The sequence below is a fragment of the Embleya sp. NPDC020886 genome (assembly GCF_044333915.1).
In the GTDB taxonomy this organism is placed as follows: domain Bacteria; phylum Actinomycetota; class Actinomycetes; order Streptomycetales; family Streptomycetaceae; genus Embleya.
This window is the reverse complement of the sequence record NZ_JBIRRX010000005.1, coordinates 602,908-620,036: the sequence shown is the minus strand read 5'-3', so window position 1 is coordinate 620,036 and position 17,129 is coordinate 602,908. Positions and strand designations below refer to the sequence as shown.

General features: G+C 70.5%; 17 protein-coding genes. 9 read left to right on the top strand and 8 right to left on the bottom strand.

Going from position 1 to position 17,129, the window contains the following annotated elements; all coding sequences use genetic code 11:
* Nucleotides 1-473: 473 nt before the first annotated feature.
* Complete coding sequence (locus ACH4U8_RS21695) at nucleotides 474-1,874, top strand: M1 family metallopeptidase (protein ID WP_395779469.1); 1,401 nt, start codon at nucleotides 474-476, stop codon at nucleotides 1,872-1,874.
* 123 nt (nucleotides 1,875-1,997) lie between these two features.
* Here ACH4U8_RS21695 and ACH4U8_RS21690 read toward each other — a convergent pair whose 3' ends face one another.
* A complete protein-coding gene (locus tag ACH4U8_RS21690; RefSeq protein WP_360305587.1) occupies nucleotides 1,998-2,648 on the bottom strand; it encodes a TetR/AcrR family transcriptional regulator in 651 nt (216 codons plus the stop codon).
* Between the two features lie 102 nt (nucleotides 2,649-2,750).
* On the opposite strand from ACH4U8_RS21690, the gene ACH4U8_RS21685 reads away from it, so the two are divergent.
* The 3 genes from ACH4U8_RS21685 (at nucleotide 2,751) to ACH4U8_RS21675 (ending at nucleotide 6,020) form a co-directional block, all read left to right on the top strand.
* The gene (locus ACH4U8_RS21685; RefSeq protein ID WP_395779553.1) at nucleotides 2,751-4,307 is read left to right on the top strand and encodes an FAD-dependent oxidoreductase; all 1,557 of its coding nucleotides are present in this window, start codon (nucleotides 2,751-2,753) and stop codon (nucleotides 4,305-4,307) included.
* Nucleotides 4,308-4,434: 127 nt separating this feature from the next.
* Entirely contained in the window at nucleotides 4,435-5,100 is a 666-nt protein-coding gene (locus ACH4U8_RS21680) for a SigE family RNA polymerase sigma factor (RefSeq protein WP_395779467.1), read from the top strand.
* A gap of 11 nt (nucleotides 5,101-5,111) precedes the next feature.
* Complete coding sequence (locus tag ACH4U8_RS21675; protein ID WP_395779465.1) at nucleotides 5,112-6,020, top strand: hypothetical protein; 909 nt, start codon at nucleotides 5,112-5,114, stop codon at nucleotides 6,018-6,020.
* A 24-nt stretch (nucleotides 6,021-6,044) separates the two neighbouring features.
* On the opposite strand, the gene ACH4U8_RS21670 is transcribed toward ACH4U8_RS21675, so the two are convergent.
* The 7 genes from ACH4U8_RS21670 to ACH4U8_RS21640 form a co-directional block, all read right to left on the bottom strand.
* Nucleotides 6,045-7,562, bottom strand: a complete 1,518-nt coding sequence (locus ACH4U8_RS21670; protein WP_395779463.1) for an FAD-dependent monooxygenase — start codon at nucleotides 7,560-7,562, stop codon at nucleotides 6,045-6,047.
* 52 nt (nucleotides 7,563-7,614) lie between these two features.
* The gene (locus ACH4U8_RS21665; protein ID WP_395779461.1) at nucleotides 7,615-8,748 is read right to left on the bottom strand and encodes a zinc-binding alcohol dehydrogenase family protein; all 1,134 of its coding nucleotides are present in this window, start codon (nucleotides 8,746-8,748) and stop codon (nucleotides 7,615-7,617) included.
* 174 nt (nucleotides 8,749-8,922) lie between these two features.
* Nucleotides 8,923-9,861 (bottom strand): ketoacyl-ACP synthase III, encoded by a 939-nt coding sequence (locus ACH4U8_RS21660; protein ID WP_395779459.1) that lies wholly within the window; start codon nucleotides 9,859-9,861, stop codon nucleotides 8,923-8,925.
* Nucleotides 9,858-10,106 (bottom strand): phosphopantetheine-binding protein, encoded by a 249-nt coding sequence (locus tag ACH4U8_RS21655; protein WP_360305595.1) that lies wholly within the window; start codon nucleotides 10,104-10,106, stop codon nucleotides 9,858-9,860. The genes ACH4U8_RS21660 and ACH4U8_RS21655 overlap by 4 nt, the downstream gene beginning before the upstream one ends.
* Nucleotides 10,103-10,402, bottom strand: coding sequence for a lipoyl domain-containing protein (locus tag ACH4U8_RS21650; RefSeq protein WP_360305597.1), 300 nt, complete (start codon nucleotides 10,400-10,402; stop codon nucleotides 10,103-10,105). Before ACH4U8_RS21650 ends, ACH4U8_RS21655 begins: the two co-directional genes overlap by 4 nt.
* A complete protein-coding gene (locus ACH4U8_RS21645; RefSeq protein ID WP_395779457.1) occupies nucleotides 10,399-11,379 on the bottom strand; it encodes an alpha-ketoacid dehydrogenase subunit beta in 981 nt (326 codons plus the stop codon). Before ACH4U8_RS21645 ends, ACH4U8_RS21650 begins: the two co-directional genes overlap by 4 nt.
* Nucleotides 11,379-12,281, bottom strand: coding sequence for a thiamine pyrophosphate-dependent dehydrogenase E1 component subunit alpha (locus ACH4U8_RS21640; RefSeq protein ID WP_395779455.1), 903 nt, complete (start codon nucleotides 12,279-12,281; stop codon nucleotides 11,379-11,381). The genes ACH4U8_RS21645 and ACH4U8_RS21640 overlap by 1 nt, the downstream gene beginning before the upstream one ends.
* 562 nt (nucleotides 12,282-12,843) lie before the next feature.
* Here ACH4U8_RS21640 and ACH4U8_RS21635 point away from each other — a divergent pair.
* The 5 genes from ACH4U8_RS21635 to ACH4U8_RS21615 all read left to right on the top strand — a co-directional run bounded on the left by ACH4U8_RS21635 (nucleotide 12,844) and on the right by ACH4U8_RS21615 (nucleotide 17,110).
* Nucleotides 12,844-13,059 carry an MbtH family protein gene (locus tag ACH4U8_RS21635; protein ID WP_360305603.1) on the top strand — a complete coding sequence of 72 codons (216 nt, stop codon included), beginning with the start codon at nucleotides 12,844-12,846 and terminating at the stop codon, nucleotides 13,057-13,059.
* A 34-nt stretch (nucleotides 13,060-13,093) separates the two neighbouring features.
* Nucleotides 13,094-13,753, top strand: coding sequence for an FMN-binding negative transcriptional regulator (locus ACH4U8_RS21630; RefSeq protein WP_360305605.1), 660 nt, complete (start codon nucleotides 13,094-13,096; stop codon nucleotides 13,751-13,753).
* 162 nt (nucleotides 13,754-13,915) lie between these two features.
* Nucleotides 13,916-15,511 (top strand): amino acid adenylation domain-containing protein, encoded by a 1,596-nt coding sequence (locus tag ACH4U8_RS21625; protein ID WP_395779453.1) that lies wholly within the window; start codon nucleotides 13,916-13,918, stop codon nucleotides 15,509-15,511.
* A gap of 34 nt (nucleotides 15,512-15,545) precedes the next feature.
* Entirely contained in the window at nucleotides 15,546-15,776 is a 231-nt protein-coding gene (locus ACH4U8_RS21620) for an acyl carrier protein (protein WP_395779451.1), read from the top strand.
* Nucleotides 15,777-15,922: 146 nt separating this feature from the next.
* A complete protein-coding gene (locus tag ACH4U8_RS21615) occupies nucleotides 15,923-17,110 on the top strand; it encodes an NAD(P)/FAD-dependent oxidoreductase (RefSeq protein ID WP_360305611.1) in 1,188 nt (395 codons plus the stop codon).
* The last annotated feature ends 19 nt before the right edge of the window (nucleotides 17,111-17,129 follow it).

Sequence of the window (17,129 nt, the reverse complement as noted above, 5' to 3'; positions counted from 1 at the left end):
TCTCTCTCTGGAACGAGGCCCGGGCGGTGCGGCGGCCGGGCGGTGCGGGGTACGTGTCCATGATCCGGTGGCGCCGAGACCCACACCAGTGGCTGAAACGACATGGGTCGAACAGTTTCGGACACGGCCGGGGATGGGCTCGTGGCCCGGGTCGAATCCCTGCTCGCCGAGGGCGCGTCGGCCGACCCCTGTCACCCGGATGATTGCCCGGAGCTGGTTCTTCGTCCGGGAGTTCGACCGTAGAGTGATTGCCGGCGCGGGCCGATGTTCGCGTGCTTTGTACTGCTGTATCCGTATTTCCCTGTCCGACCCCTCGCCGGGTCGGATTCGTGTGTCCTGTCGTGTCGCGTCGCGGTCCTGTCACCGGCCGGGGTGTGTGGGCTCGGTGCGCGGACCCGGCGACGCGTTGATCGTGTGCGCCGCCGGATCCGCCGACACCTCGGCATTCAGCCACGACACAGGAGGCCCACGCCTTGGCATCGAAGTTCGCCCGCCCCGTCCTCGCCCTCGTCGCGACCCCCGTACTCGCCGCCCTGCTGGCCGGCGCCGCCACCTCCGGAGGTGCCGCGACGCCCGGTGCCCCGGGCGCGGGGGACCCGTACTTCCCGCTGTCCGGCAACGGCGGGTACCACGTCGCCCACTACGGTCTCGATCTCGACTACACGCCCGCGACGAGACGGCTCGAAGGCACCGCCGACCTCGCCGTCACGACGACGCGCAAGCTCTCCTCGTTCAACCTGGACCTGTCCGGACTGACCGTGGACAGTGTGCGCATCGACGGCAGGCGGGTGGCGTTCAGCCGCGACGGCGCCGAACTCACGGTCAAGCCGGCGCACGCGCTGGACAAGGGCCGCAGGTTCCATGTCGTGGTCACCTACTCGGGTGTGCCGGAGCACGTGACCGACCCCGACGGATCTCCGGACGGGTGGATCATCCAGCCGGACGGTTCGGTCTTCGTGGCCAATGAACCGCAGGGTGCGATGACCTGGTTCCCGAGCAACAGCCACCCGAGCGACAAGTCCACCTACGACGTGCGGGTGACCGTTCCGGACGGCTGGACCGCGGTGTCCAACGGCCGACTTCGCGACCGGCGCAGCCGGGCCGGCAAGACCACCTTCTCGTGGTCCGAGTCCAAGCCGATGGCCGCCTATCTGTCCACCGCGAGCATCGGCCGGTTCGAGACCGAGCAGTACGTCACGCGGAGCGGCCTGCCGGTCTACAACGCCGTGGCACCGAGCCAGGCCGCGGCGGCCAAGCCGGTCCTGGACCAACTGCCCGCCGTGATCGAGTGGGAGAGCGGCCTCTTCGGCCGGTATCCGTTCGAGGCGGCCGGCGCCATCGTCGAGGACGCGCCCGACATCGGCTACGCGTTGGAGACGCAGAGCAGGCCGATCTACGACCGGGCCCCGAGTATCGAAACGCTCGTCCACGAGACGGCGCACCAATGGTTCGGCGACTCGGTCACGCCGACCAAGTGGCAGGACATCTGGCTGAACGAGGGCTTCGCCACGTATGCCGAGTGGCTCTGGGCCGCCGAGCACGGCGGGCTCAGCACGGCCCAGCAGTTCGCCGCCGACTACGCGCTGCCGGCCACCGACTCCTTGTGGTCCTTCCCGGCCGGTGACCCCGGGGACGGTGGGAACCTCTTCGCCAAGCCGCCCTACGAGCGCGGTGCGATGGTCCTGGAGAAGTTGCGCCAGACCGTCGGGGACCGGGCCTTCTTCACCATCCTCAGGACGTGGGCCGCCGACCACCGCTACGGCCACGGCGACTCCGCCCAGTTCATCGCCCTGAGCAAGCGCATCTCCGGGAAGAACCTGGACGCCCTCTTCGCCACCTGGCTGTACGGACAGGGCAAGCCGGCCACCCCGTGACACCGTCGGGCCCGCGTGCGGCCGCGGCCCGCCGAGCGATCGGCGGGCCGCGGCCGACTGCGTTGCCCCGACCCGGCGTTGCGGACCGGGTGTCCCCGGGTCGGCCGGGTCGGGCCCGGCGGATCACCCTTCCAGGGCCCGCTCCAGGGCGTCGAAGGCGGCGTTCAGTCGGGCCAGGTGGTCGCCGACGATGCCCTCGGCCGACTCGCCGGCGATCAACCGCGCGGCCGTGGTGACGTAGACGGAGCGGTAGGCCGCGACGACCAGGGCCGCGTACAGGCGTGCCCGCGGATCGTCGGGTGCCGCGCCGGTGCCGGCGGCGACTTCCGCGGCGAGCGCGTCCTCCAACTCCTCGAGACCCTCGCGCGCCCGGGCCCGCAGCGCCGGGGAGTCCAGCACGACCCGCCAGAACCGGGGGAACCGGTCGCCGATCGCGGACAACGGGTGGCGCTGCTCGACCTGGTCGAGCAACATCCGGCGCAGCGCCGCGAGTGGCGACTCGTCGCCGGCACGCTCGCGGACGGCGGTGCCGAACAGGTCCACGGCCTCGGGGATCCGGTCGAGGAAAAGATCCTCCTTGCGCGGGAAGTGGTTGAACACCGTCATCGGCGACACCCCCGCCGCCTCGGCCACTTCGGCCACCGTCACGTGGTCGAACCCGCGCGTGGCGAACAGTTGGGTCGCGACGTCGGAAATCCGCTGTCGGGTCGCCAACTTCTTCCGCAGCCGCAAACCGGGGCGCTCGGGGTCTCCGCCGCTCTCTTTACTCTGCACGATGAAACACTATAGCCACTAAAAAATTAGAGTCACTATAGTGAAAGCCGTCCGGTGAGTGAACGGGTGGGCGCGGAGAGGAGCGCGAACATGGGCATGGGCATGGACGGGGACGGGGACCGGGACTGTGACGTCGTCGTGGTCGGCGGTGGACCCGTGGGGTTGTTGTTGGCCTGCGAGTTGGGGCAGGCGGGGGTTTCGGTGGTCGTGCTGGAACGGCTGACCGAGGTGGACACCACGATCAAGGCGGGCGCGATCAACGCACCCAGTGCCGTCGCGCTCGACCGGCGCGGTCTGTTGCCCGCGCTGGCCCGGGCGCAGGCCGAGGCATTCGAGCACATGGCGGCGCTGCGGCGGCAGTTGTTCCCGGACGGGGACGCGCCGCCGATGAAGGTCCCGCCGAAGTTCGCCGGGCACTTCGCCGGGATGCCGCTGAGTGCCGACCGCCTGGACGCCACCGATCCGGCCTTCGCCGACGTGGGTCCCGCCGGCGAGGTGGGCCTGGTGGCGCAGGAGGCGCTGGAACGCCTGCTCGCCGAGCGGGCGGCGCAACTGGGCGTCGAACTGCGCCGAGGTGTCGAACTGACCGGCTTCGTCGCCGAGGAGCACGGCGTCACGGTGCACGCCGGCGCCACCTCGATCCGGGCCGGCTGGCTGGTCGGCTGTGACGGCGGACGCAGCACGGTGCGCAAGCTCGCCGGCTTCGACTTCCCCGGCACGCCCGGCGAAATCACCGGCCACCAGGCGCTCGTGGAGATGACCGACACCGAGGGCCTCGGCTCCGGCTGGACCACCACCGGGACCGGGATCTACGTGAACGGCCCGATACCGGGGCGGATCCTCACCGTGGAGTTCGACGGACCGCCGACCGATCGCGAAGCACCGATCACCGCGGCGGAGTTGCAGGCGAGCATGCGTGCCGTGTCCGGTGTGCGGGTGACCGTCACCAAGGTGCACAGCGCGACCCGCTTCACCGACAACGCCCGGCAGGCGAGTACGTACCGCATGGGCCGGGTGTTGTTGGCGGGCGACGCGGCACACGTGCACTCGCCGTTCGGCGGCCAGGGTCTGAACCTGGGACTGGGCGACGCGATGAACCTGGGCTGGAAGTTGGCCGCGACGGTGGCCGGCCGAGCCCCCGACGGCCTGCTCGACACGTACACCGCCGAGCGGCACCCGATCGGCGCCTGGGTACTGGACTGGAGCCGGGCCCAGGTCGCGCTGATGCGCCCCGACCGGCACGCCCGCGCGCTGCGTGCCGTGGTCGCCGACCTGCTGGAAACCACCACCGGCACCACGTACTTCGTCAAACACATCGCCGGCGTGCTGCACCGCTACGACCTGCCCGGCGACCATCCGCTGATCGGCCGCCGCGCCCCCGACCTCGAACTGGCCGACGGCACACGCCTCGCCGAGCTCCTGCACGACGGCCGAGCGCTGCTCCTGGACCTCGCGGACACGCCCGACTTCCGCAAGCGGGCCGCCGACTACCCGCAGCGCGTCACCGTCCGCACCGCGACCTCGGCGACTCCCGCGCCGGCGGCCCTGCTGATCCGGCCCGACGGCGTGGTCGCCTGGGCCGCCGACCGGCCCACCGACCCGGTCGAGCCGCTCGGCGCGGCCCTGCTGCGCTGGTTCGGCGAGCCGGCCGCGGCCTGACCGCTCCCGGGACGGGCGTTCGGGCATCCGCGTCCAAGAAGCCGGCCGGAGCTGCAACCTTTGGGCCCGCTCGCGGGCTACTAGAGGCGAAAGGTCTCGGGCGGGCGGGCGGCGGAACGGGGAGCGGATGGACAGGGCCGAGAGGCGGCGCGGACGCACGCAGGGCGCCGCGGCGGAGGAAACGGGCACCCCCGTCGAGGGGGACGAGATCGAGGCCGAGTTCAAGGAGTTCGTGCTCGGCGCGCGTACTCGGCTGTTGCGGACCGCCTACCTGCTCACGGGCGATCACCATCGCGCCGAGGACCTGGTGCAGACCGCGTTGATCCGGGTGTACCGGCGCCGGCGGCGGATCGACCGCGGTACGGGCGCCGAGGCGTACACGCGGCGGATCGTGGTCAATCTGCACAACTCGTGGTGGCGGCGCAAGTCCTCGCGCGAGCAGAGTCGGGCCGAACTGCCCGAGGGGGCGGCCCGCAACGTGCATGCGCTGGTCGAGTTGCACACCGACATGTGGGCCGCGTTGGCGACCTTGTCGCCGCGGATACGGGCGGTGTTGGTACTTCGCTACTACGAAGACCTGCCCGAGGCGGAGGTCGCCCACATCCTCGGCAGCCCGATCGGCACCGTGAAGAGCCAACACGCCCGTGGCCTGGCCCGGTTGCGTGCCGTCCTGGGACCGGAGCAGGCGGAGTCGGACGGGGACACGGCCGCGGTGCGGCCACCCGAGCCGACCGGCGCCCCGTCCACCACCCCATCCGCGTCCACGTCCACGCGCAACGTCGCACACACCTGAGGGGGAGCGAGATGCACGACAACAACCCGGCGCCGGACCCGGTCGTCACGCGTTTGATGGCAACGCTCCAGGCGCACGCGGACACGGTCGAACCGGCCCACTCGGTGTACGTGAGCCTGCGCCGGGACATCAGGCGGGCCCGCCGACGCGCTCTGGCGGCGTGTGCGGCGGGCGTCGCGACCCTCGTGGTGGCCGGCGGCATCGCCTTCACGTCCGGCGGCGCGACCCTGGGCGAGGGTTCGGCGGCGAGCCCCGGGCAGACCTCGTGGAGCGCGTGCCGGACGGACGAGAGCGGGCGGGCGATGCCCACCGGCGCCACCAAGACCCTGCTGACGCAGGCGATCAAGGCATATGGACCGACCGAGGGTCGCGACGCGGCGCAACGCAAGTTGCTGGAGGCCATCGTGTGCCAGGTGGACTACTGGGCGCACGGCAGCGACGGGCTGGGCTGTCGGGTGATGTGGCGAGGCACCTTCGACTCGGGCGCGACCGGCGTGGTCCTGCGGATCAACCGTGGGGCCGACACCGTCGACTTCGTCAACACCAGCTATGGGCAGCGCAGCCATCCGGCGGTTCCGGTCGAGCAGGCGAGCCAGGCACCCTGGTTGCTCATGAAGGTGGGCGAGGCGGCGTGGGAGGCATGGGCTCCTCCCGGCTCGACCGTCGAGATGTACGACCGGACGACCAACCTCCTGATCGCCACCGGCAAGGCGGACGACAAGGGCTACACGGCGGTCTTCCCGGGGCAACGGGTCGACCGGGCGACGCAGACCAGGGCGGTCACGGTGTTGCCGTCCGGTGTCCGCAAGGACGGGCCGCTTCCGTGGACCTACGGAGCCCCGGAGGAGTGCCGCGTTCTGTTCCGCACCTCCACCTGCGAGCCGAACGGTCCGGACCCCCAGGCTCCCCGGGTGCCGTAGGCACGCGCGCGGCGCGGCGATGTCTCAGCCCCGCTCGGGTGGGCCGAACCAGGTGGTGAGGGCCGTGCGGAGGGAGGCGGAAGCGACGGCGGCGTCGATGGGCGCCACCCAGGCGACGTGGCCGTCGGGGCGGATGAGGAGGGCGGCGGGCGCGGGGATGTCGCCGCCGCCGGGGACCGGCCAGTGGTCGTCCTCGCTGCGGGCCCGGACCAGGTCGACACGATCGCGCCAGCCCTCGACGGTTGCCGGCGGCTCGGCGCCGCCGCGCAGGTCGAGCAGGACGGGGCGGGCGGCGTGCAGCAGTTCGTGGACGCCGATCAGGCCGTCGGGCGTCTTGAGATCGGCGTCCGGGACCCGGCGTCCGGTCAACGGGTGGTCGCCCTCGATCGGGTACCGGATGTCCAGTCCGGTGAGCATGCCGCACAGGTATCGGTTGACGTCGTCGAAGACGATGAGCGAGCCGAACACGTCGCGCAGCGCGTCCGTCTGCGGGCCGGGGCGGGTCAGGGCCGCCTGTGCCCGGGTGTTGTGCAACACCCGCTCGGCGACGGGGTGGCGCTCGGCGTGGTAGCTGTCGAGCAGGCTGTCCGGGGCCTGCTCGCGCACCACCGAGGCGAGCTTCCAGCCGAGGTTGACCGCGTCCTGCACGCCGACGTTCAGCCCCTGCCCGCCGGCCGGGAAGTGGATGTGCGCCGCGTCGCCCGCGAGCAGCACCCGACCGTCCCGGTAGCGGGCGGCCTGCCGGGCGGCATCACCGAAGCGGGAGACCCAACGCGGGCTGTGCATGCCGTAGTCGGTGCCCGCGAGCCGGACCAGCGAGTCCCGGAGCTGCTCGAACGTCGCCGGCTCGTCGCCGTCGGCGACGTGGTCGTACTCGGAGGTGATCACCCGGTACCAGCCCGGCTCGAAGGCGATCACCGAGAACTCGCCGGTGGGACGGCGTCGCGCCCAGATGTACTCCTCGGTCAGGTCCGGGAGTTCGACGTCGCCGACCATCGCGGTCATCGTGGCCGGCGTGCCGGGGAAGTCGATGCCGGACAGCTTGCGTACCGTGCTGCGCCCGCCGTCGCAGCCCACCAGGTAGCGGGCGCGCAGCGTCTCGGCGGCACTCCTCGCCGTTCCCAGCTCGACCGTCACGCCGTCCCGGTCCTGGTGGATCCCGCTCAGCTCGGACGACCGGCGCACCCGGACGCCCAACTCCGCGGCCCATTCCTCCAACAGCCGCTCGACGGTGGACTGCAGGATCATCAGCGGGCGGGGGTGCCGCGACTCGGACTCGTCGAAGTCCAGCCAGATCCCGGAGAAGTGGCCCACCGACTGGAGTTCGCCGAGCGCCAGGAAGCGGTCCAGGACTCCGCGCTGATCCAACACCTCCAGGGTGCGTGCGTGCATCCCGCCGGCGCGCGACTCGCCCGTGCGCCGGGCGAGCCGTTCGACCACCACCACGTCGACGCCCGCCAGCCGCAGTTCGCACGCGAGCATCAGGCCGGTCGGCCCGGCGCCCGCGATCACCACGTCCGTGTCCAAGCCGGTGTGCCCCACGTCGCTTCCCCTCATTCCACTGCGCTGCCAAGGTTCGCCGCTGCCGGGCCGGTCAGAGCGGGTTCACGCGGTACATCGGGAAGTACGACCCGATCCTGCCGTTCGCGTAGTCGTCGGCCAGCTCCGGCACCCGGTCGAAGTCGTAGATCACGTCGGATCCTTCGGGGGCCATCCAGCCCTCGGCCTCCTGGAAGTCCCGGATGCCGGGGGAGTCCTGGATCCGCCACACGTGCGTGTTGACGTGGATGTGCCGACTGATGCACTCGGCACCGCGCAGGTGCGACAGGCGCATGCCCGCCTTCCAGCCGCACGTGGTGACGACCCCCTCGCGGGCCAGGGCGCCCAGCGTGACGTCGTACAGGGGCTCGCCGATGTTGTCCACGAAGATCGCCACCCCATGGCCGTCGCCGAGTTCCTCGACGACACCCAGGAAGTTCTCCACCGACTCCCGGCGCCGCCGGTGCCGGTCCCGGTCCGCGCGTTGTTGCCGGGTGGGCAGCGAGAGGTCGGGGAAGCGGCGGCGGTCCACCGGTGTGATGCCGTGCTCCCGCAGGAAGGCCAGCCGTTCGTCCGAGCCCGCCGTCATCGCCACCCGGAACCCGGCCCGCTTGGCCAGCATCAGCTCGGCGAAGGCCACGCCGCCGCCCCAACCGAACACCAGGTGGTTCGCCGGATCGTCGTCGGGGACCTGCGTCCGCCAACACCCGTACGCCTTCCGCCAGTTGTCCCAGGCGGTGAAGTACCGCCCGTAGGTGGCCCATTGCGGCAGCGAGTACCGGGTGTCGGTCGGAATCGGCAGCAGCAGCCGGACGTCCATCTTCGAGCGCTCGGCCAGCAGGCCGATGGTGTCGGGGGCGTCGTAGGCATAGGCGAGTTCGGCGTAGCCGAAGCGGTCCAGCCTGCCGAACGGCAGGAGCAGGCACAGGTCGCCCTCGCGGACCCGGACCTCCCGGTTGCCCGCGTTCACCTTGAGCACGCGCACCACGCCCAGGTTGCCCAGGACCACCGCGTCCTCGCCCCGGCTGCTGCACACGTCGATCGGCGAACGGGCCAGCGCGTGGTCGACGTTGGCCTCCCACGAGCCGAGGATCGGCTCCACCAGCGCCTCACCCTCCGCCAACGCGCCGAAGGCGAAGCGATCGCGTCGCAGCGCGCCGCCGGGACCACCGTCGTTCGGGCCGGCCACCGCACCGGAGTGCAGGATCCAGGCTTCTGGCGAGTAGATGACAACCTCCTGTGATCGACTGCGTTCCCGAGTTCCGAGTCCCGAGTCCCGAGTCCCGAGTGCCGAGTGCCGAGTGCCCGAAGGCCCGGGTTCTCGAGTTCACGGCTTGCGGAGTCCCGGGATTCCGGGGTGTGTTCAGGGTGCCGGGGCCGCCGGCACCCGGTAGCCCACCGAGACGCCGCCCCACGCCTCGCCGGCGCCGTAGGCCACGGCTCCGAGTCGGCCCGCCGCCGGGAGCGAACCGGAGTCCAGTTCGTCGGCGAACGCCAGCGGGATCGAGGCGGACGAGGTGTTCCCGAAGGTCTCGATCCGGTTCACGAAGGGCACGCCGAGATGGGTGGTGAAGTTGCGGACCTGTTCCAGGATGCGGCCGTTCGCCTGGTGGCCGACCAGCACGGTCGGCGCCGGGCCGTGGTCGCAGAGGTACTGCGCCGACTCCGACATGCGACGCACCGCGCGGTCGAACACCTGCGCCCCGTCCAGATGGATGCCGCCCTCGTCGGTCTCCCGCATCAGCCCCTCCTGGGTGCCGTCGCAGCCGGCGACCTGGCAAAAGCCCGCGAACTCCGCGCGGTCCTCCAACAGGACGGCCGCGGCGCCGTCGGCGAAGATGCACGCCGTCTGCCGGTCCGTGCGGTCCACCAGCCGGGACATGGCCTCCACCGAGCAGACCAGGACCGAGCGCGCGGATCCGGCGTCGCACAGCGAAAGGCCGGTGACCAGCCCGTAGACGAAGCCGCAGCAGGCCGCGTTCATGTCGAAGGCCAGCACCGAGGGCCCCAGCCCGACGAGTTGCGCCACCTTCTGCGCGATCCCCGGGACGCGCTGTCGCACCGAGGTGCTGACCACGATCAGCGCGCCGATCGAGGAGGGGTCGGGCATTTGGCCGACAATCGGGGCGCAGGACTCCGCCGCGACCTCCGCCAGGGGAGTCTCGTCCGGCCACCAGGAGCGGGACGCGATGCCGCTGCGGCGCCGGATCCAGGCGTCGGTGAGGCCGATCGACGCGAAGTGGTCGTTGTCGATCGTCCGGCCCGGTTTCGCGGTCGCGATATCGACGATGCCCGCGCTCATTCCCCGTTCGCCAGCTTCACGAAGTAGCTGCCGAATTCGTCCAGGAAGGCGTAGCCCGCGGTCTCCTTCAGGTCGCCCTTGACCTGGAGTTCGCGTTCCAACTGCTGGTGCAACTCGACCAGGTCGAGCGAGTCGAGGTCGAGGTCGGCGATCGGCCGGCCGAGATCGTCGGGACCCAACGAGGGGTCGCGCTCGCGGAGTTTGGCCAGCATGGTCTCCGCGATACGGCTGTCGATGTCGCTCATGTTCCTTCTCCCGTCGAGTGACTGGATGCTTGGACCTCGGACACGCCCTGGTCCGCCGCCAACCGGTACAACACCTCGCCCGAACCGAGGATCGTGCCGACCGTCGCGGCGTGGGCGGTGACCCGTCCGCCGCGCTCCGCCACGATCTCCGTGCTGGCCTTGTCGGTCTCCACGACCGCGACGACGTCCCCCCGCTCGATCCGGTCGCCGATGCCGGCGACCCACTCGATCAGCAGGGCCTCGCCCAGGCCGTGGCCGAAGCCGGGAACATGCATGTCCACGGAGGAGTCGCTCACTTCGTCATCACCAGCACCTCGTCCTTGATCTCCTGCACACCGATCAGATAGGTCTTCTCGAAGTCCGCCGGGGGATACGCGCGGCGCTCGGGCGCCAGCCGGCGGACCGGGCCGCGGAGCACGTCGAAGCCGTGCTCGGCCACCGAGGCGGCGATCTCGGCACCGATACCGACGTCCCTCGACCCCTCGTGCACGATCAGCAGCCGCCCGGTGCGGGCGACGGATTCCAGAACCGTCTCCAGGTCGAGCGGGGCCACCCAGCGCAGGTCCACCACCTCGACGTCGACATCGGGAGCGAGCGCGTGTGCCGCCGCCAGCACCTCGTGGGTGACCGCGCCGTATGTGGCGATCGTCAGGTCGGTGCCGCGCCGCACGACCCGGGCCGCGGTCGGCGAACCGGCCGGTTCCGGGTCGCGGGCGGGTGTGTTGCGCCGCCAGTACAGGCGGATCGGTTCGTAGATCACCACGGGCGAACCGAGTGTGACCGCGTGCCGCAGGACCTGGTCCGCGTCCTCGCCGGTGGAGGGGCACGCCACCGAGATCCCCGGCACACGGGCGAAGAGCGCCTCGTTGGATTCGCTGTGGTGCTCGACGCCCCGCACGCCGCCGCCGGTGGGGATGCGCACCACCAGGCTCGGGCTGACCTGTCCGTTCCACCGGTCGCCGATCCGGGCGGCCTGGGTGACGAGCTGGTTCACCGCGGGATAGGTGAATCCGTCGAACTGGATCTCGCAGATCGGCACCAGCCCGCTCATCGCCATGCCGAGGGCCTGGCCGACGATGGTGGACTCGGCCAGCAGCGAGTCCCGGACCCGGTCCGCGCCGAAGCGTTCGCGCAGACCCCGGGTCACCCGGAACACGCCGCCCAGCCGCCCGATGTCCTCGCCGAGCAGCAGCAGGCGCGGATCCTGTTCGAGCAGGTCGGCCAGGGTCGCGTTGATCGACTCCGCCAGACTGGCGGACCGCACGGTGCTCATCACGCGTACTCCTTCATCAACCGCTCGCGCAGCTCCCGCACTTGCGCGTCGACCCCGTCGAGCCACCCGCCGTCCACCAGGCCCAGTTCGCTCAATCGGGCCGCGTAGGCGCTCACCGGGTCCGCGGCCCGGGCCTGCGCGATGTCGTCGGGGCTGCGGTACACCTCGTGGGGGTCGGAGGTCGAGTGACCGTTGATGCGGGCGACTCGGATCTCCACGAGGTAGGGCGCCCGCTCGGTGCGGATGTGGGCGGCGGCCCGGGAGCAGGCCGCGAAGACGGTTTCCGGGTCCTGCCCCGGGATCCGGACGGACTCGATCCCGAAACCCCGGGCGCGCTCGGCGAGCGACGTGCGCATCTGCTCGTCGGTCGGTTTGGAGATGGCCCAGCCGTTGTTCTGGCAGACGAACAGCACGGACGCCGACTCGACGGCGGCGAGGTTCATCGCCTCCGACATGTCGCCCTCGCTGGTGGCGCCGTCGCCGATGTAGACGACGACGAAGTCCTCCAGCCCCTGGAGCCGTTGCCCGATCGAGTAGCCGACGCCGTGCAGCGTCTGCGCGGCCAGCACCAGGGTGTAGGGAAAGAATCGCAACCTGCGCGGGTCCCAGCCGCAGAAGGTGCGACCGGCCCACTGCGCGACCAACTCGTCCGGTGCCACGCCGCGGAGCAGGGCGACCGCGTGTTCGCGGTAACTGGGAAAGACGGTCGGGGCGGGACCCACCGCGAGGGCGGAGCCCACCTGCGCGGCCTCCTGCCCCTGGCAGGACAACCACAGGTCGAGCGCGCCCTGCTTCTGGAGCTGACGGGCCTCCTGGTCGACGCCCCTGGCCACCAGCATGTGGCGCAACAACGACCGTCGCGTGTCGTCCGGAACGGCTTCGTATTCGGAATCTGACTTCAAGACCATTGATCACCAGTCGCAGGTTCGTCGATGAGCCATCTGTCGCCGTGCCTTTGTGGCATGAATGCGGTCGCCGCCGCGCGGGTCGGTAATCGACCACGCGCTCTCGATCGCCTCGACGCGAGGAGATCGGCCCGACCCGAAATCGAGCAGGCCCGGACCCGGGCCGATGCTCGGTCATGGTGGCACAGAACTCGGTGGGGTACAGGTCCGGGCCGATGGCGGTCGGCGATCCCGCCACCATGGTGACCTCGGCGGCCGCGTCCTACCGTGTGGCGTCGGCACTCGGGCGGCGGCCGCGGATGCCGACTGTCCCGTCGACGGGACGATGCCGAACGGCGAACTCGCGTCCGACTCCGGCGATTTGCCGTCGCGGGTCGCTCCGAGGCCGGTCAGGGGTCGCCCCGGCTCCGGTGATTTGCAATCCTGAGTTGCCCGTGCCGATCGGGGTCGCCCGGACCCGGCCGAATGGCAATCCCGAGATGCCCCGAGTCGATTGGGGTTGCTCGGTTCCGGCTTTTTCATTCCCGAGTCGTGTCGTGACGAATTAAGGACGGTGCCAGTGAGCACGAACCCCTTCGACGACGAGGACGGCCGTTTCCACGTCGTGGTCAACGACGAGGAACAGCACTCCCTGTGGCCGGTATTCGCCGAGGTGCCCGCCGGCTGGCGGGTGGTCTTCGGTGAGGCGGCCAGGGCCGAGTGCCTGGAGTACGTCGAGCAGAACTGGACCGACCTGCGCCCGAGGAGCCTGCGGGAGGCGATGGCGGCGGACTGAACGCCGGTCGGATTCTGCGGAGGAGTGGATCACGATGTTCGTACCTCGCATGTACCGAGAGCCCGACGCGCAGTGGATCGTCGAGTTGATGCGGCGGAACCCACTGGCACTGCTGATGACCAACGGCAGCGACGAGGAGGGGCCGTTCGGCACACACCTGCCGGTCGTCCCGGACCCGGAGTCGCCCGTCGAGGGGCTCGCGGACCTGACCGGGGCGACGCTGCTGTGCCACATGAACCGGGAGAACCCCCAGTGGAAGGCGTTGCGACCCGCGATGCCCGGGGTGCTCAGCTTCGCCGGCCCGCACTCCTATGTCTCGCCGACGCTCTACGGGTTCACCCCCGCGGCGCCGACCTGGAACTTCACGGCCGCACAGGTGCGTGGAGTGATCCACCCGATCGAGTCGGTCGAGGAGACGCTGTTCGTGGTGCGCTCCACCGTGCAGGTCCTGGAGTCCGGGTTCGGATCCGGCTGGGACATGTCCGAGTCGATCGACTACTTCCGCAAGATACTGCCCGGGGTCGGCGCGTTCCGGTTCGAGATCACCAGGGCCGAGGCGATGTTCAAGCTCAGCCAGGAGCAGACCAGCGAGACCCGGGACCAGGTGTGCAGCCACTTCGCCCGGGAGGGGGCCGGCCGGCAGCGGGAGACCGCGGAGTACATGGGCAGGCTGACCGAAGTGAAACAACCGTGATCGACGCCCGGGTACCCGGCCGCGCGATCGCCGCCCGCCCGCGCACCCGGGTGCTCGACGCCGCCTAGCCGCGGATCGCCCAGCGGCGCCGGAGCAGCCCCGTTCCCCTGCGGTGCGCCGGCGGCTCACCCGACCGGACACCCGTCACATCGGAGTCGGCTGATGATTCTTCAGGGAAAGCGGGTTGCCCTGCCTTCGGCGCCCGTCGTCCACAGGCAGTTCGAGGCGCACGCGAAGGCCACCCCCGACGCCGTCGCGGTGCACTGCGCCGGCCGGGAGGTGACCTACGCGGAACTGGACGCCGAGGCCAACCGGTTCGCGCACCTGCTGGCCGCGCTCGGACACGGCCCGGGGGCGAAGGTCGGCGTCTGCCTCGACTACTCGATCGACCTGCTCGTCACCATCCTCGGCACGCTCAAGGCGGGCGCGGCCTACGTACCCTTCGACCCGGCCTACCCGGCGGCGCGACTGCGGCTGCTGCTCGGGCAGGTGCCCGACCTCGCCTTGATCGTGGCCTCCCCGACCACCGTCGAATCGGTCGAGTCGGCGGCCGTCGAGGTCGTCACCCTCGACCGGTTGGCCGAGCGGCTCGACGCTCTCCCGACGACCGCCCCGAACGTCCCGGTCACCGGGGACGACGTGTGCTACGCGGTGTTCACGTCCGGGTCGACCGGTACGCCGAAGCTGACCGCGGTGCGGCACGAGGGCTGGTTCAACCTGTTGAACTGGCTGATGATCGAGTACGGCCTGGACGCCGGGTCGAACAACCTGGTCGTCAGCGCGTTCGGGTTCGACCTCTCCCAACGCAGCCTGATGATGCCGTTGTTCTGCGGGGCCACCCAATACCTGATGGCCAGCCGGAACTTCGACGCGGCGTTGGCGTATCGCATGCTGACGCGGTACGAGATCCGCACGGTGCACTGCGCCTCCAGCACGCTGTACCTGCTGGTGGACTGGGAGATCGCTCGCAAGGGCGAGGCGCTCGGCCGGCTGGACTACCTGCTCTTCGGCGGCGAGCCGCTGCACGTCGAACGTGTCCTGGACTGGGCACGGCGTCCGGGCAACACCTGCACCCTGCTGCACCAGTACGGCGTCGCCGAGTGCACCGATGTCGCGTCGTCGTACGACCTGGCCGGATACCGGCCCGGCGAACACGACATCGCACCGGTCGGCGGGCCGGCCTACAACACCGACATCCACCTCCTCGACGAGGGGCTGCGCGGGGTCGGGGTGGGGGAGGACGGCGAGATCTGCATCTCGGGGGCCGGCGTCGGCGCCGGCTACCTCAACGGCTCCGGTCCCGAATCCGCGCGATTCACCACGATCGTGGTCGACGGCGAGCCGCGCAGGCTGTACCGCACGGGCGACCGGGGCCACGTGAGCGAGACCGGGGAACTGGTGGTCGGCGGCCGGATGGACGCCCAGGTCAAGGTGCGGGGCATGCGGATCGATCCGACCGACATCGAGCGGGCACTCGGCCGGCTGGCCGGGGTCCGGCAGGCCGCCGTGGTGGTCGGCCACCCCGAATCCGGCGACGCCGAGCTGATCGCGTTCCTCGTCCCGACGGGGGAGGACCTGGCCGAGCACGACGTGCGTACCCGCCTCCTGGAGACGTTGCCGCGCAACATGGTTCCGGCCCGCTTCGTCAATATCGCGCGGATTCCGCTGAGTCCGCACGGAAAGGTGGACCGGGCGGCGCTGGCCGAAGCGGGCCGGAAGCAATATGCGTCGACCGGCGCCGACGACGACACGGCATAGTCGACGGACCTTGATGGCAACCGAGAGGACTGTGATGATTGCCGAAAGAGTGCGCACCATCTGGTGCCGGGAACTCCAGCGCGACGACATATCGATCGACGACAACTTCTTCGCCCTGGGCGGCCAGTCCGTGATTATGGCCAGGATTCAGGGTGCTTTCATCGACGAACTGGACGTCGAGGTCCCGGCGGACCAGATGTTCCTGAATCCGACGGTGGCCTCGATTTCCGCGTACATCGAATCCCTGACCGCGGAAACCCGGTAGCGTCGGGCGAATTCACGGCCGTTCGGCAGCGGAAATTCCGTCCGCTGCATCGACGGCATGCTCAAGCACCGTGGGATCTCGAACACGGTGACATTTCCGGCTGCGGCCGCGTTGGGATCCGAAAACTACCTGGTAAGAGAGGCGCCATGTACGACGTAATTGTCATAGGTGCCCGTTGCGCGGGTGCGCCGGCGGCCATGTTGTTCGCTCAGCAGGGATATCGCGTCCTGCTCCTGGAGAAGGCGCGGTTCCCGCTCGACACGTTGTCCTCGCACTACATCCACATGCAGGGCGTCGCGTTGCTCAACCGGTGGGGACTGCTCGACCGGATCCGCGACTCGGGCTGCACGCCGATCACCCGGCAGAGCTACGCGGGGCCCGGCGTCCGGGTCGACGGTTTTTCGCTGCCGATCGACGGTCTGCACCAGACCTACGCGCCGAGGCGGTTCGTGCTCGACCCGATTCTCGCGGACGGCGCCGCGGCGGCCGGCGTGGACTTCCGGCAGGGCTGCGCCGTCAACGATCTGGTGTTCGAGGGCGACCGGGTCGTCGGGGTGCGGTACACCACGCCCGGCGGCGCCGAGGCGACGGACCTGGCGCGTCTGGTCGTCGGCGCGGACGGCATGCGCTCGCTGGTGGCCCGCAAGGTCGGCGCGCAGAACGTCGTCGAACACCCGCGGATGACCACCACCTACTACAGCTACTGGGCCGACGTTCCCTCGCACTTCGAGCTGTACGAGCGGCCGGGGCGCTGGCTCGGGGTCATCCCCACCAACGACGACCTCACGTTGATCATGGCCTACTTCCCCCAGGACGAGTTCAACGAGGTCCGCAAGGCGGTCGAACCCGCCTACCTCGACGCCTTCCGCACCACCGAGCCCGAGTTGTACGAGCGCATGCAGGCGGGCCGGCGGGTGGAGCAGTTGTACGGCACCGGCCATCAGGAGAACTTCTTCCGCAAGGCGTACGGGCCCGGGTGGGTGCTGATCGGTGACGCGGTGAACCACAAGGACTCCATCACCGCCCGCGGCATCACCGAAGCCTTCGTCCAGGCCCAGTCGCTCACCGACCACATCGGCCAGGGGCTGCACGACGACGCCGCGCTCAAGACGGCCCTGCGGCGGTACGAGAACGGCCTGAGCGGTGAAGCCCTCAGCCACTACCAGGGCGCCCTCAACGTGGCCGAACTCAAGCCCGAGGGGCGGGTCGACATGCTGCGGAAACTGGTCGGACACCAGGAGCAGATCGACCGCTACTTCTCGACGTTGTCGGGGGCGTGCTCCATCGACGACTTCTACAACGACGAACTCCTGACCCTGCTCGGCCTGAGCTGAGCGACCACCTGCTCCCTCG

What these genes read in the sequence shown, in the direction of transcription:
- ACH4U8_RS21645 (WP_395779457.1), bottom strand. Translation starts at nt 11,379, where the DNA reads ATGAGCACCGTGCGGTCCGCCAGTCTGGCGGAGTCGATCAACGCGACC.
- ACH4U8_RS21625 (WP_395779453.1), top strand. Translation starts at nt 13,916, where the DNA reads ATGATTCTTCAGGGAAAGCGGGTTGCCCTGCCTTCGGCGCCCGTCGTC.
- ACH4U8_RS21630 (WP_360305605.1), top strand. Translation starts at nt 13,094, where the DNA reads ATGTTCGTACCTCGCATGTACCGAGAGCCCGACGCGCAGTGGATCGTC.
- ACH4U8_RS21680 (WP_395779467.1), top strand. Translation starts at nt 4,435, where the DNA reads ATGGACAGGGCCGAGAGGCGGCGCGGACGCACGCAGGGCGCCGCGGCG.
- ACH4U8_RS21685 (WP_395779553.1), top strand. Translation starts at nt 2,751, where the DNA reads ATGGACGGGGACGGGGACCGGGACTGTGACGTCGTCGTGGTCGGCGGT.
- ACH4U8_RS21655 (WP_360305595.1), bottom strand. Translation starts at nt 10,106, where the DNA reads ATGAGCGACATCGACAGCCGTATCGCGGAGACCATGCTGGCCAAACTC.
- ACH4U8_RS21675 (WP_395779465.1), top strand. Translation starts at nt 5,112, where the DNA reads ATGCACGACAACAACCCGGCGCCGGACCCGGTCGTCACGCGTTTGATG.
- ACH4U8_RS21620 (WP_395779451.1), top strand. Translation starts at nt 15,546, where the DNA reads ATGATTGCCGAAAGAGTGCGCACCATCTGGTGCCGGGAACTCCAGCGC.
- ACH4U8_RS21615 (WP_360305611.1), top strand. Translation starts at nt 15,923, where the DNA reads ATGTACGACGTAATTGTCATAGGTGCCCGTTGCGCGGGTGCGCCGGCG.
- ACH4U8_RS21660 (WP_395779459.1), bottom strand. Translation starts at nt 9,861, where the DNA reads ATGAGCGCGGGCATCGTCGATATCGCGACCGCGAAACCGGGCCGGACG.